Source organism: Turicimonas muris, from assembly GCF_002221595.1.
GTDB classification, from domain to species: Bacteria; Pseudomonadota; Gammaproteobacteria; order Burkholderiales; family Burkholderiaceae_F; genus Turicimonas; species Turicimonas muris.
The window spans coordinates 124979-139409 of sequence record NZ_NHMP01000005.1; the positions used below are offsets into that span (position 1 = coordinate 124979).

Annotated in this window: 13 protein-coding genes; 4 read left to right on the forward strand and 9 right to left on the reverse strand. The window is 47.5% G+C overall.

The genetic code is table 11. The annotated features are described in order from the left end of the window. The first annotated feature begins 4 nt into the window (after positions 1-4). On the forward strand, positions 5-1324 hold the full coding sequence (locus tag ADH67_RS09175) for an anaerobic C4-dicarboxylate transporter family protein (protein WP_066594432.1): 1320 nt from the start codon (positions 5-7) through the stop codon (positions 1322-1324). A 94-nt stretch (positions 1325-1418) separates the two neighbouring features. Here the strand turns inward: ADH67_RS09175 and ADH67_RS09180 are convergent, their stop codons facing one another. From ADH67_RS09180 to ADH67_RS09215, 8 genes are all read right to left on the reverse strand, one after another. Next, the gene (locus ADH67_RS09180; protein ID WP_066594433.1) at positions 1419-1625 is read right to left on the reverse strand and encodes a hypothetical protein; all 207 of its coding nucleotides are present in this window, start codon (positions 1623-1625) and stop codon (positions 1419-1421) included. Further along, complete coding sequence (locus ADH67_RS09185) at positions 1622-3043, reverse strand: M20/M25/M40 family metallo-hydrolase (protein ID WP_066594435.1); 1422 nt, start codon at positions 3041-3043, stop codon at positions 1622-1624. Before ADH67_RS09185 ends, ADH67_RS09180 begins: the two co-directional genes overlap by 4 nt. Next, on the reverse strand, positions 3043-4170 hold the full coding sequence (locus ADH67_RS13665) for a septal ring lytic transglycosylase RlpA family protein (protein ID WP_066594439.1): 1128 nt from the start codon (positions 4168-4170) through the stop codon (positions 3043-3045). The genes ADH67_RS09185 and ADH67_RS13665 overlap by 1 nt, the downstream gene beginning before the upstream one ends. Before the next feature lie 22 nt (positions 4171-4192). Beyond that, positions 4193-5275, reverse strand: coding sequence for a rod shape-determining protein RodA (rodA, locus tag ADH67_RS09195; RefSeq protein ID WP_084081625.1), 1083 nt, complete (start codon positions 5273-5275; stop codon positions 4193-4195). 65 nt (positions 5276-5340) lie between these two features. Further along, positions 5341-7323, reverse strand: coding sequence for a penicillin-binding protein 2 (gene mrdA, locus ADH67_RS09200; protein WP_084081538.1), 1983 nt, complete (start codon positions 7321-7323; stop codon positions 5341-5343). Between the two features lie 11 nt (positions 7324-7334). Beyond that, a complete protein-coding gene (gene mreD / locus ADH67_RS09205) occupies positions 7335-7865 on the reverse strand; it encodes a rod shape-determining protein MreD (protein WP_066594443.1) in 531 nt (176 codons plus the stop codon). Further along, positions 7858-8775: a rod shape-determining protein MreC gene (gene mreC / locus ADH67_RS09210; protein ID WP_084081539.1), complete on the reverse strand. Its 918-nt coding sequence runs from the start codon at positions 8773-8775 to the stop codon at positions 7858-7860. The genes mreD and mreC overlap by 8 nt, the downstream gene beginning before the upstream one ends. 15 nt (positions 8776-8790) lie before the next feature. Continuing rightward, the gene (locus tag ADH67_RS09215; RefSeq protein ID WP_066594447.1) at positions 8791-9837 is read right to left on the reverse strand and encodes a rod shape-determining protein; all 1047 of its coding nucleotides are present in this window, start codon (positions 9835-9837) and stop codon (positions 8791-8793) included. 167 nt (positions 9838-10004) lie between these two features. On the opposite strand from ADH67_RS09215, the gene gatC reads away from it, so the two are divergent. The 3 genes from gatC to gatB are packed head-to-tail and all read left to right on the forward strand — an operon-like array spanning position 10005 to position 13223. Next, positions 10005-10292: an Asp-tRNA(Asn)/Glu-tRNA(Gln) amidotransferase subunit GatC gene (gene gatC / locus ADH67_RS09220; protein ID WP_066594448.1), complete on the forward strand. Its 288-nt coding sequence runs from the start codon at positions 10005-10007 to the stop codon at positions 10290-10292. A gap of 10 nt (positions 10293-10302) precedes the next feature. Then, positions 10303-11760 (forward strand): Asp-tRNA(Asn)/Glu-tRNA(Gln) amidotransferase subunit GatA, encoded by a 1458-nt coding sequence (gatA, locus tag ADH67_RS09225; protein WP_066594449.1) that lies wholly within the window; start codon positions 10303-10305, stop codon positions 11758-11760. 14 nt (positions 11761-11774) lie between these two features. After that, positions 11775-13223 (forward strand): Asp-tRNA(Asn)/Glu-tRNA(Gln) amidotransferase subunit GatB, encoded by a 1449-nt coding sequence (gene gatB, locus ADH67_RS09230; protein ID WP_066594450.1) that lies wholly within the window; start codon positions 11775-11777, stop codon positions 13221-13223. 55 nt (positions 13224-13278) lie between these two features. Here gatB and ADH67_RS09235 read toward each other — a convergent pair whose 3' ends face one another. Further along, positions 13279-14385, reverse strand: a complete 1107-nt coding sequence (locus ADH67_RS09235; protein WP_158212635.1) for an autotransporter outer membrane beta-barrel domain-containing protein — start codon at positions 14383-14385, stop codon at positions 13279-13281. Between the last annotated feature and the right edge of the window lie 46 nt (positions 14386-14431).

Below are 14431 nucleotides of genomic sequence, written 5' to 3' on the forward strand. Positions count from 1 at the left end.
TTTTATGATTACTCTTATTGAACTACTTATCGTCTTCGGAGCCATTTTCATGGGCGTCCGTCACGGGAGCTTAGCTTTAGGTTTTTGGGGCGGTTTGGGCTTAGTTGTATTGGGCGTATGCTTCGGTGTATTTCCTACTGCTCCTCCGATCGACGTTATGCTTATCATTTTGGCTGTCTGCATGCGCGCAGCCTGTATGGAAGCTGTCGGCGGCTTAGACATTCTTGTTAGAATCGCAGCTCGCATCATTCGTGCAAAACCAAAAATGGTCGGTGTTATCGCTCCGGTTGTCAGCTTCTTCCTAACATTCTTCGCTGGTACAGGAAACGCTGTCTACGCTATTCTGCCAGTGGTTTATGAAGTGTCTTACAACGCCGGTGTACGTCCTGAAAAGGCTATGGCTGGAACTGCTGTTGCAGGTCAAGTAGGTATCACTGCCAGCCCGATTGCCGCTGCTATGGCTGCTATGATTGGTTTGTTTGCTCAAAACAATCACGGAGATATCGGCTTGGGTTCTATCTTAATGATTACATTCCCAGCTTGCTTAATCGGTGTTGTTCTTGGATCCGCTATCTGCCTTCTGTTTGGTAAGGGTTTAGATGACGATCCTGAATATCAAGCTCGTCTGAAAGCCGGTCTTGTTCTTCCTCCTCAGCCAATCTCCAATCACAAGCTTCCTCCGCAAGCTTTATGGTCTGTTCTTATCTTCTTGGGCGCCATCGTTGTCATCGTTGCAGCCGGCTTCTTCCCTGAACTAAGAGTTCTTCCGGGTCAAACCAAGGGCGTTGGAATGGCACTTGTGATCGAAGCTGTCATGCTCGCAGCCGGCGCTCTCATGATGCTCTTCTGCAAACCTGATGTTAAAAAAGTGGTTAAGAGCCCCGTCATGGAAGCTGCCGTTGTTTCACTTGGATGCGTGTTTGGTGTTGCTTGGATGGCTGACTCCTTCATCGCTGCTAATAAAGAAGTCTTCCTTCAGGTTGCTGGACAATTAGCACAAACCGCCCCCTGGCTGTTCTCATTCATTCTTGCCGGCATGTCTGCCTTATTAGCAAGTCAAGGCGCTACTACTCGTGCCATCATGCCTTTAGGTTTTGTCCTTGGAATTAATCCGTGGTACTTGATTGCCATGTTCCCTGCCGTTAACTGCCTGTTTATTCTTCCAACTTCCGGCCCAGCATTGGCTGCAGTTGGTATGGACCGTTCCGGTACTACCTATATTGGCAAATACGTCCTTAACCACTCCTTCCAGTTACCCGGCATTTTGATGGTAGCCATTGCAGTGTTGTCTGCCTTTGCAATCGTCCAATTGTTCGTAATTTAATAAAACCTTTACGAGCTAGCTAAAAGGAACCCGGCCGCGGCCGGGTTTCTTATGTTCGAAGTCTGACTGATATCTCTATGGATTCATCATCTAATTAATCCACCAAATGAATCTCTCCACCGTCTTCAACTAACTGATAATCGTATTTTTTCTTGCCGTTAATTTCTTCCAGCCATGCAGCACGAGGTTCCTCAATATCCAAATTGGCATTGATGAACCTTTCAGCCTCAAGCTTGGTCGCGAAATTTTCACATCCGTCCGAATACTCTACGATTACCTGTGTTACTACGTCTCTTCTCATTCCTCTGCCTTTGCCATCTTCGCAATGATATATGCCACACTAGCTGTCAGCTTCTGAGCATAATCTATATGCAGGAACTCATTGGGACCATGAGCATTCGATTTGGGCCCTAACACCCCTGCAACTACGAATTCAGCACTCGGCCACTCTCTGGAGAAGACGTTGAGCAGTGGGATGGAAGCGCCCATTCCTAAATAACAGAAATCATTTCCCCACAAAGACTTAGACGCTTTTTTGAAAGATTTCTTCAGCCACTTTTTCGGCTCTTTAGCGACCCAACCGTTGCTCATCACAACGGGCTCATAATCTACCTTGGCATTAAACGGCGGATGTGCCGTAACAACATCTTTAAATGCCTGAGATGCTAAAGAAGCTTCCACATTGGGAGGCAGTCTCATGCCAATCTTGATTTTCGTCCAAGGTCTTAAAACGTTTCCGCCGTTTTCTACTGAAGGTATCCCGTCGGCTCCGGTAACCGTCAATGCCGGTTCCCAATTTCTGCGCAAGATACATTCCATCGGCTCATTACAGAGCGGAGAAGTCTCGCCGGCCCAAGGGAATTGTTCCCAAGCTTTATCACCCAAAATCTTGGCAATCTTCTTGCTCTGTTTGAGAATATCGCTGGTCAGAACGGTATGGAAAGGAATGCCAATGACTTTTCCTTTCTTTGAATCCTCGACTCTATCAAGCAAACTGCGGAGAATCATAAAAGAGCTCGGAACAATCCCGCTGGCCTCTCCGGAGTGAACTCCCTCTTTCAGCACCTCGACTTTGATAGCGCCGCCAATCATTCCGCGGAGAGAATTTGTAATCCACAAACGGTCATAATCCCCGCAGCTGCTGTCTAAAGCCACAACCAGGCCAATAGCGCCCAACTGCTCTTCCACATGCTTCAGATAGGTTTCGTAGTGGGCAGAACCCGACTCTTCGCAGGTTTCAAATAGGCCTACGCAGCGAGGATGAGAAATATTTAATTCTTGCAGTGCCTTCACTGCGGATAAGGAGCAGAAGAAGGAATAACCATCGTCAGCAGCTCCGCGGCCGTAAAGTTTTCCGTCTTGGACGACAGGTTTCCAAGGACCTTTGTCCTCATCCCAGCCAAGGTTGGGAGGCTGCTTATCCAAGTGCCCGTAAAGGAATACTGACTCTTTTGCCGTATTACCCTCGCTGGCTTCAATTTCGACATAAAGACACGGAGGAAAGCCCTCCTCCTGAACTATTTTTGTGGAGAGACCTTTAATATCTTGTTTTTCAACCCAATTTTTGGCAAACTCTACGGCCTTGAGAAGAACACCGTTTTCTTCCCACTTTTTATCGAAATCAGGGGAGAGTGCCGGAATTTCAACAAAGTCTTTTATGCCCTGCTCTGTCGTCTGATTCCACTTATCTTTAACTTGTTCGAAGATTTTCTCTATCATCAGTTCATATCCTTGACTACTACGGCATTTTGATGGAGCAGATCTTTAAGCTGCAGGCTAAGTTCCTTAGCCGCATCGTGCTGAAAGTTACCGCCGACTAACACACGATATAAACCATCTTTACCCACAATCTTAGCCGTTGGAAGAGTGTTTTCCTTCAAAACGGATTCAATCTTCTTTTTGAGGTTCTCAGCATTAGGCTGTGATTTAAAAACACCTAACTGAACGGAATAACCGCTGGCCTCGGCCTTGTGAACCACCTTTTCTACTTTACCGACTCCGGAAGAGCCGTCGGCCATGACAAACACGCCTTCCTCAATATATTTCACTTCCGACTTATTGTTTTGGTCCGGTGCCTTCTCCTCAGACACAGAGATAGTTTCAGCTGTAAGGATCGGAGTTGGCTCCTTCTTTTCTTGAATCAGACGACTGATTGCTTGGTCTGCCAAGTCGCTTTCAGAGGCTTCGGAAATTGTCTGAACCGTCTCGGCTGCCGTTGCCGTTTTGCTATTGGACTTCAGTATCGGCACAATAACCGGAGCAGCTGCAAGAAGAGTCTTACGGACGGCAGAATCATTATCCCATTCGCCCTTAGCGATTTGCTCTCGCGTAATTCTTTCTACTTTCAGTTTTGCCGTTCCTTTACCGGCATAGCCGAGTTTAGTTGCCGCAGCATAAGACAGATCGATGATTCTGTTATGCAAGAAAGGCCCTCGGTCATTAACGCGAACAATAGCGGATCGGCCATTCTCAAGATTCGTCACTTTAGCGTAGCTCGGAAGCTCCATTGTCTTGTGAGCGGCCGTCATTTTGTACATGTCATAGACTTCTCCCGAAGAAGTCTTCTTGCCGTGGAACTTTTTACCGTACCAAGAGCCGTAGCCAATCTGGACCATCGATTTGTCGCCGGTGACGGGATAGTAACGCTTACCCATGACCGTATAAGGCTTGTTAGTAGCTGCAATGGGTTTTTCGACAACCGGCGTGGCATCCCGCATGTCCATTTTCGATAAAGAAAATACTCCGGGAGGACCGTCATCTTCGAAATACTTACCGCCTTTATTTGAAGAACAAGCCGTAAGAAGTGAAAATGCAGCAAATATCGCTATCCAACCTACGATTCTCATCCTTCTCTCCTGACAACAAAAACTATTTCTTGCGCGGTCTTCTTCTGCTTCCGGCAGAAATGCGCATCAACAACCCACAGCAAATACCGAGTATAAGGAAGGCCGTTCCTCCGTAGCTCATAAACGGCAAAGGTACGCCTACCACGGGCAAAATTCCGCTGACCATGCCCATATTCACGAAAGAGTACATCAAAAAGATTGCTGCGATTGCCCCTGCAATTAAGCGCTCAAATAACGTCTTAGCACGGCAGGCGATATAAAGCGTTCTGAAAATCAAAGCCGAATACAAAATCAGCAGGCCAACGTCGCCTAAAAATCCAAACTCTTCCGAGTACACGGCAAATAAAAAGTCACTGGTTCTTTCCGGAATAAAGTCTAGGTGAGCTTGCGTACCATTCATCCAGCCTTTGCCGACAATCCCTCCCGAGCCAATCGCAATAATGGCTTGAATGGTATGGAAGCCTGCACCGAGAGGATCAGAACTCGGATCCAGCAAAGTCAGCACACGCTGTCGCTGGTAGTCGTACATCATGGTCCAGGCAATCGGGATAGAAACCAGAACACCGCAAACTAAAGCCGCCAGAACTTTCCAGCTGAGACCGGCAAAAAAGATAACCGCAAAACCGGCGCAGAACACCAAGATAGAAGTTCCCAAGTCAGGCTGCTTGAGGATTAACGCCACAGGAAGAGCCAAGAAGAAAGCAGCAATCACGTAATCCCACCACCGCAAGTATTCGTCTCTCACCTGGAAGTACCAGGCAATAAACAGAGGAACTGCGATTTTCATAATCTCGGAGGGCTGAATTCGGCCTACACCGATATCAAGCCAGCGCGTCGCGCCCTTAATGGTGACGCCAAACAGCAAAGTTGCCAGCAGCAGTAAGACTCCGACGATGTAAATAGGCACGGACATGTTCTTTACCCACTTCATCGGAACTAAGCCAACCACCAGCATCGCCGCCGCGGCAACAGCAATATTTCGAATCTGCCCCTCAATACGCCACGGGAAGCTGTAGCCCGCAGAATACAACGCCACAAAGCCCACTGCAGTCAAAAGAGAAACAATCACAAGCAAAGGCCAGTCAATTGCCAGCAAAAACTCCATTAAGCCGATAGCGGCTTTTTTATACCAAGGAACGGGAGCGTCTCCGTAGTAATTCTTGTAGAGGTTCATCGTTGAGCTCCTTTTGTTTCCGGGGTTGTTTTAGTAGGAGTTTTACGAACAGCCTGCACTTTCTTTGTTTTTTGCTCCTTGTCCTTGTCTTCCTTCTTTGTCTCTTCTTTGTGCTGTCCAGCTTCTTCTTTGGCCTTCAAACGCTCTACTAAGTAGTAATCCAAAATCTTTCTAGCTGCGGGAGCTGCCGCTTGCGCACCGAAGCCTCCGTTTTCTACTAAGATGGCTAAAGCGATTGCCGGTTTATCGTAGGGAGCGAAAGCAATGAAAAGGGAATGATCGCGGTGTCTTTCACGAATCTTGTTCTTGTCGTATTTTTCACCTTGTTTAATCCCTAAAACCTGAGCAGTACCAGTTTTCCCGGCTACCTCGTAGGGAGCCCCGGCAAAGGTCGAGCGGCCTGTACCCTTCTTCGTTACTTCATGCATAGCACTTTTAACTAACTTCAGGTATTCGGGCTTAAACGGGATTTTTCCTACCGGCTCTCTGGCTACGTATTCTTCTTCTCCGGTTGTAGGATTTTCAATTTTCTTAACCAAGTGAGGCTTCATGACCACACCGTCATTGGCCAAAGTGGCAACGGCATGCGCCAGCTGAAGCATCGTAAAGGCGTTATAGCCCTGTCCGATACCAACGGAAATTGTGTCTCCGGTGAGCCACTTGCGCTTAAATCTCTTTTCCTTCCATTCTCTAGACGGGAGAATGCCTCTTGCCTCACCTTTCAAGTCAATGCCCGTAATCTGACCGAAACCAAAAGGAGCCAGAGAATCATGGATCTTATCGATGCCCATATCCTGAGCCAAAGAGTAGTAATAGACGTCACTTGAGACCACAATCGATCTCTTCATATCCACAGGACCGTAACCTCTTCCATGGGTAGAATCCCGGAAAGTATGGTTGCCGAGCTGGAAAGTACCACGGTCTTGAATAACCCGGCTTGGATCTCTAACACCCAACTGTGCGGCAGAAAGTGCCAAAAAAGGCTTAATGGTGGAGCCAATTGGATAAGCGCCTCTCAATGCTCGATTAAGTAAAGGTTTATCCTCATCGTTATTGAGTTCGTCCCAAGTCTCTTGATCAATACCATCGACGAATAGGTTCGGGTCAAAGCTAGGATTGGAGACGAAAGCAAGCACGTCACCAGTAGCAGGTTCAATCGCCACGATGGCACCTCTTCTGCCGTCTAAAACCTTAGTAATTTCTCTCTGTAAACCCATATCGAGGGACAGAATTAAGTTAGAACCGGAAGTGGCAGGACTCTTAGACAAAGATCGAATCGGACGGCCGGAAGCACGGACTTCCAGTTCTTCAATGCCGGGCTTGCCGTGCAGGACATCTTCATAGCTTTGTTCGAGACCGAGCTTGCCGATATTAAGAGTTCCGGAGTACTCAGCTTCTTTGCCGCTCTTTTCTAAAGCAGCCTGATCACGCTGAGAGATACGCCCGATGTATCCAACAACGTGTGCTGCATCTTTTCCTTGCGGATAGTAGCGATGCATGCGTGAGCGAACCTCAACTCCCGGAAATTTCCATGCCTGTGCAATAAACCTCGCAACGTCTTCATCGGTTAAATTACTCTTTAAAGGCACAGGACTCAAACGAGGCAATTCGTCCTTTAATCGATAAAATCGCTTCTTGTCGTACTTGGTGATTGGAATAATTTTTTCCAGGGATTCGATTGTCTTGGCAAGTCCCACCACTTTCCCGGGAGTAATTTCCAAGGTATAGATTGGCTCGTTTGCTGCCAACAGCTCTCCGTTCTTATCCATAATAATACCGCGGCGCGGAGGATGAGCTGTCTCTGTTTTTCGATTGGCTTCTGCTTTGATGATGAAATTGTCGTACTCAATAATCTGCAAATAAAAGAATCGGCTGGCCAAGAGCAAAAAGAGAATGAGCGTAACAAAACAAAAGAATACCGTTCTCTTCCGAAAAGTAGAGATTTGTTTTAGTTCTTCGGGCGTTAAGCGAGTCGCCATTACGTTCTACCTTACGATTTGAGAGAGATAAAACGACGAGTCAGAATAAAACACCAAGCTGGCCAGAGCACTACACCCATTAAAGCGCGTGTAAACCATCCCCAGTCAATCTGAAGAGAACCAAAGCAGAAACTTTCGATTACCAACAAAATCGGAAGAATCATAAATACGGGCAGAATATTAATTGCCTGACCCACAGGCTGCAGCCATTGGAGACGCTGACTCATAGCTTCCGCACAAAATACAACCAAGCAAAACGCTAAAGAATTTTGTCCGAAAACTGCAGCCGAATCCGTATCTACCAGCAGACCTAAAAGAAATGCCAGCCAGTAGTAGATCTTCTGAGGCTGATAAATACCCCAAAAAACCAATGTCATCACCAGCAGGTTGGGAAAGAATGGCCACTCCGTAAGAGGAAGCAGACCAATACCCCAGCTGATTGCTATAGAACCGTAAATCCAATAGTTGCTGGAAAAAGCCGGATCAAAAAAAGTTCGATCGGGCCTGCGCCGTGTTTCATAGCCTTTGGAGAACTCACTCACGAGGGGCCCTCCTTCTTGTTTGACCGTCTCCGCTCTCCTCCTCTGCGTCCATGCTAGGAAGAGGCTTAACGTTTGGGTCAACCATTAAAACCAAAACAGCATCCTGTTTGCCGATGCTCTTCGGAGCTTCAACCGTAACTTCAACGTAAGCTCCGGTTTCACCGGGAACTGCAGAGATAACGGTACCGACGGGAATACCTTTCGGATAAATTCCGTCAAGGCCTGATGTAACCACTTTTTCACCGACTTTGATTTTATCCGTATAAGGCAGATCGCGGGTCTGAAGCCTTGTATCGTCACCGGTTCCGTGAACGATGCCGCGAACACCGGAATCAACAAAAAGAACCGGGACTTCTTGGTTTTTATCTTGAATAAGCTGGATTTGGCTGGCTCGAGGAGCAACATGCATCAGCTGACCTGCCAAACCTTGATCAGAAACAACCGGCATACCGACTTCCAATCCGTCATTAGAGCCCCCGTCAATCTGGAATCTTTGTGTGAAACCGTCAGACAAAACTCTTCTAACGGAAAACATTTCTGAGCGAACCGGCAACGTCTTCTTCTGAACCAGCATCTGCTTAAGAATTCGGTTTTCTTCGTCTAAGGTTGTCAGACGAGAGATAAGAACTTTATTTCTAGCCAATTCTTCCTGAAGTCTCTCGTTTTCTTTAATCATGGAAGATTTGGAGCGCAGACGGTCAGTAGCTTCTTCAGCTAATCTTACCGGGGCGTTGAGAGTGTTGTAGGCAGCATTTGAAACGACAGCTAAGCCGCTTCTGACCGGTTCCATCATCCGCATCTGATGGTCAACGACCATCAGAAGGACGGAAATTACTGCAAAGAACGCAAAACTGGTTACAGAAGAAGGTTTCGGTCCGAAGAACTTCTTACCAGGGGTGGGTGCTGCCATTAGTTTGTATTACCGCTAGCCGAAGCAGAAGATGGAATCTTCGATCTTGCCAATACCTTCCAAAGCGATACCGCAGCCGCGGACAACGCAGCTCAGAGGATCATCAGCGATAACAACCGGCAGCCCCGTCTCTTCCATCAGCAGACGGTCTAAGTCTTTAAGAAGTGCACCGCCTCCGGTAAGCATTAAGCCTCTGACAGCAATATCAGCGCCCAATTCCGGAGGAGTCTGCTCCAAAGCCTTGTTGACGGCACCGACGACCTGATTCAAGGGTTCGTTCAATGCTTCAAGAACTTCGTTGCTGGAAATAGAAAATGCGCGCGGCACACCCTCAGCAATGTTGCGGCCTTTCACTTCGAGCTCTCTGACTTCGCTGGAAACGAAAGCAGAACCAATCTCTTTCTTGATAAATTCAGCTGTCGGCTCACCGATCAACATGCCGTAGTTTCTACGGATATAATCGATGATTGCCTGGTCGAACTTATCACCGCCGACGCGAACGCTGCTGGCATAAACAATACCGCCAAGAGAAATAACGCCGACTTCTGTTGTACCGCCGCCGATATCGATAACCATGGAACCGATAGCTTCGGAGACGGGCAGACCAGCACCGATAGCAGCTGCCATTAGCTCTTCAATTAAGAAGACTTCTTTAGCTCCGGCAGCCTCCGCGCTTTCTTTAATCGCTCTGCGTTCAACTTGAGTAGAGCCGTAGGGCACACAAATAACGATTCTCGGGCGCGGAGTAAAAATGCTGGGAGTATGAACTTTCTTAATAAAGCTCTTTAGCATTTGTTCGGTTACGGTGAAATTGGCGATGACACCGTCTTTCATCGGACGAATAGCGTCGATATTTCCCGGAACGCGGCCAAGCATACTTTTTGCTTCTTTACCGACAGCACGAACATCCAATTTATTCGAGTTTCCCTTATCAGTACGAACGGCCACTACGCTTGGTTCATTAAGAACCATCCCTTTACCGCGGCAATAAATTAAAGTGTTAGCGGTTCCTAGGTCGATTGCGAGATCATTGGAGAAATAATTTCTCAAGCTGCCAAACATCAAAACTCCCTGCCTTTAGAGGCGGCACTCTGCGCACATAAATAATAAATAAACCAAAATGATAGACTAAAAAAGGTTATTCTTGTTCGATTGTGTGACCGTTCTTTACGTGCTGAAACAACAGGCGTAAAAAGAACAAAAAATTTTTAATTTGATTAGGTGCAAATATGTCCTTGACTTTAAGCGATGTCCGCAGAATCGCTGATCTGGCTCGTATCGACCTCTCCGATGAAAAAGCCCCGGAATTGATGAGCCAGCTAAATGACATTCTTGGAATGGTTGAACAAATTCAATCTATTAATACCGAAGGGATCGAGCCTATGCCTCACCCGTTCGGCGGAGCTCAGCGCCTTCGTCCAGATGACGTAACCGAACATAATCGTCGGGAAGAAAATATGAAAAATGCCCCCGATGAAATGGACGGTCTTTTCCTAGTACCTAAAGTAATTGAGTAAAGGAATAGTAATGACGGATTTAACACAAGCGACGGTCGCAGAACTCAGCTCCCTGCTTTCTGCTAAAAAAGTTTCTTCAGAAGAAGTCACCAAAGCATACCTTCAAAAAATCGAAGCTACAAAAGAACTTAATGCTTATCTTGACGTCCGCCCTGAAGTCAGTCTTGCCCAAGCTAGAGAAGCTGATAAGAAAATCGCCGCAGGCGAAGCCGGTCCTTTAGCCGGCGTCCCTATTGCCCACAAAGATATTTTCGTAACCAAAGAATGGGCAAGCACAGCTGCCAGCAAGATGCTTGAGGGCTACATGAGTCCCTTCGATGCCACAGTAGTTGAAAAGCTCAAAGAAATCAACATGGTTTGTTTAGGCAAGACCAACTGCGATGAGTTTGCCATGGGTTCTACCACAGCAAACAGCGCTTTTGGCAAAACCTACAATCCTTGGGACAAAAATGCGGTTCCGGGCGGTTCCTCCGGCGGAGCGTCATCCTGCGTGGCAGCCCGCATTGCTCCGGTCGCTACAGGTACCGACACCGGCGGCTCCATCCGCCAGCCGTCTGCTTTCTGCGGCGTCACCGGCATTAAACCTACTTACGGACGTCCGAGCCGCTGGGGCATGATTGCATTCGCCTCCAGCCTTGATACAGCCGGCATCATCGCCCAGACCGCAGAAGACTGTGCACTGGTTTTGTCACACATCATCGGCTTTGACAAGCGAGATTCCACCAGCATTGAACTTCCTCCGGAAGATTTGACAGTTTCTTTAAATGACGGCGTCAAAGGATTAAGAATCGGCGTACCCAGAAAGTGGCTAGACAAGGTTGCTCCAGGCCTTAAAGCAGCTCTTAACGATGCCTTGTGCCAATATCAAGAACTCGGTGCAGTGCTCGTTGACATTGATCTGCCGACAGCTGACTTGGGCGTTCCCGTCTACTACATCATCGCTCCTGCCGAAGCCAGCTCCAACCTCAGCCGTTTTGACGGCGTCCGCTACGGACACAGAGCTCAGAAGTACGATGATCTTCTCGATATGATCAAACGCAGCCGCGACGAAGGATTCGGTTCGGAGCCCAAGCGCCGTATTCTTATCGGAACCTACGTTCTTTCTCACGGCTATTACGATGCTTACTACATCAAAGCTCAACAGGTACGCCGCTTGATTGCTCAAGAATTCGACAACACCTTTAAAAACAGCTGCGACGTCATCTTCTGTCCGGTCTCTACAGATGCCGCATTCAGTTTTGATGACAAAAGCGATCCGCTTTCTCTGTACTTGAGCGACCTCTTTACAGTTCCGGGATCTCTCGCCGGTCTGCCGTCCATGAGCGTTCCCTGCGGGATCAGCCCTAATAACCGTCCTTACGGTTTCCAATTAATCGGTGCAAAATGCCGGGAAGCCCAGCTGCTTGGCGTTGCTCACGCTTACCAACAAGTTACTGACTGGCATAAGAAAATTCCCGCAGGATACTAGGAAAGGAAAAAGAAATGGAATGGGAAGTTGTTATCGGACTTGAGACACACGTCCAGTTATCTACAAAAAGCAAGATTTTCTCAGGTGCTTCTGCGGCCTTCGGTGCTGAACCGAATACTCACGCCTGTCCGGTGGATTTAGCTCTTCCAGGTTGCCTGCCGGTTTTAAACGAAGGTGCCGTTGAAAGAGCTATCAAATTCGGTCTTGCTATCGGCGCAAAAGTTGCCAATAAGAGCGTTTTCGCCCGTAAGAATTACTTTTATCCTGACCTGCCAAAAGGCTATCAGATCAGCCAATTTGAACACCCGGTGGTCATCGGCGGCAGCCTGACTTTCCCAGTTGAGAATGCGGACGGGACTTCTTATACCAAGACAGTGAACCTCACGCGTGCCCACTTGGAAGAAGATGCAGGCAAGAGCGTACACGGTGTCGTCCACGGCAAAACCGGCATTGACCTTAACCGTGCGGGCACACCGCTTCTGGAAATCGTTACCGAACCGGAAATGAGAAGTGCTGCTGAAGCCGTAGGATATGCTAAAGCTCTTCACGACTTAGTCGTTTGGATTGGAATAAGCGACGGCGATATGCAGAAAGGAAATTTCCGCTGCGATGCTAACGTTTCTATTCGCCCGAAAGGTCAGAAAGAGTTCGGTACCCGCACAGAAATTAAAAACCTTAATAGCTTTAAGTTCCTTCAGGCAGCTATCGAATATGAAGTCAGAAGACAAATCGAAGTGATTACTGAAGGCGGTAAAGTTGTTCAGGCTACGCGCCTCTACGATCCGGACAGAGATGAAACCCGAGAAATGAGAAGTAAAGAAGATTCTATGGATTACCGCTATTTCCCGGATCCTGATCTTCTTCCGCTGATTATCTCCGACGAATGGATCGAAGAAACTAAGAAAGGCATGCCGGAATTGCCGCACGCTATGCGTGAAAGACTTCAGAAAGAAATGGATCTTTCCGAAGCGGATACTCAGCAGCTGACTTCTTCCAGAGAACTCGCAGTTTATTTTGAAACGACAGCAAATGCCGTTAAAGATAAGAAAGCTGCAGTTAACTGGATTAGAGGGGAAGTTCTTTCTCAGCTCAACGCTACTGAAACAGACATTTCTGAATGCCCCGTTTCTGCGCTTCAATTAGCCGCCATTATCAACAAGATGACTGACGGCACCATCAACCAGAAAGGCGCCCGTACGATCTTTACCGCTATCTGGGAAAAGAAAGGCGATGATATTGATGCGCTAATTGAAAGTCTCGGCCTCAAGCAGATTTCCGACACTAGCGCTATTGAAGCGATTGTTGACAACGTCTTAGCCGCTAATGAGAAAATGGTTCAAGAATACCGTTCAGGCAAAGAAAAAGCCTTCAACGCCCTTGTTGGCCAAACCATGAGAGCAACCAAAGGCAAAGCCAACCCTGCACAGGTTAATGCCATTCTGAAGAAGAAACTGCAGGCTTAATTTCCAGACTCTTATTTCAACAGCTTCCATATGGAAGCTGTTGTTGTAAAGAAAACTAGAAGAAGAAGCTTGCGCCGAATCGGACCTGGACGTCAGTCTTAATACGATGACCAGATTCACGGTTCAACTGAGCATATAACTTCACTCTATCTTTAGCTCGGACTTCAAAACCAACACCGTAGTAGACACGGGTTCCTAACGCCTCGTCTTCAAAATTGAACTCATTTAACTGAGCTTTAGTCTTGCCAAGGAACTCATGCAATACGCCGCCGCGCAAATACACTTGGGCGGGTTTCTTATCCCCGATCAAGAAGTTCTTTCCGATATCAACACCAACTCTTCCGCTTAAGCTCGTACCGGCCTTCACGGAGACATCCATACCGTTACTAAGCGAGAAGTTCTTTCCCTTCAACCAGTAAGAAGACAGCTGTACTTGCGGTTGGATAAAGTAATGGTCGTATGGACCCTTTTCTAAGAATTTGAACCGGTGGCCGACCTCTGCGGAAACGCCTGCGCCGACATTGGAATATCTTGCACTTGTGGACTCTTCATCAAGCATCTTAGTGGACATACGATGACGGTAGTGATTAAAGGTCAGCACTAAATCAGCATAAGTACCGGCTTGGTTAAACCAAGTCAGATAACCTCTGGCCCCTAAAGAATTTGTGTGGACTTTTCCTTGACCGATGTCGTTAATTTTTAGCTTAGCGTAGCCAATATCAATATCGCCGCCGACAATAACACTCGGAGAAATTTTGCGGTTTACTCCAACGGCAGTACCATAGTGCCTCAGTTTGCCATTTACACCCCGGAAGAAAGTAAGACGCGACTGGTCATAACGGAATAAAACATATGCCCCGTCCGTATCTTCAGAGAAATTATTTCTAATTTCTCCCAATCTTTCTCTTAATTCAGCCAAAGCGCCCAGATATTGAGTTACTTGGGTGCCTTGTCCGACGGCCGCTAAGGCAAGTTTTGCACTCTCTGACAGGCCATCAGGTTTTGGAATTAAGTAATCCGGGTAAGTGGAAGGGTCTTCCACATCAAAGTTCGGAGGAGGAATGAAAGTTTCAGGCTGATCTCCTCCACCGGGCTGATCCGGTGTGCCCGGCTCGGCAGGAGTATCGCCAGCAGGGGTAAGCTTGATATCTTTGGCTCCCACGAACCAATATGTTCGGGTTCCTTTATCGGCGTTATAAAGTCCCAGT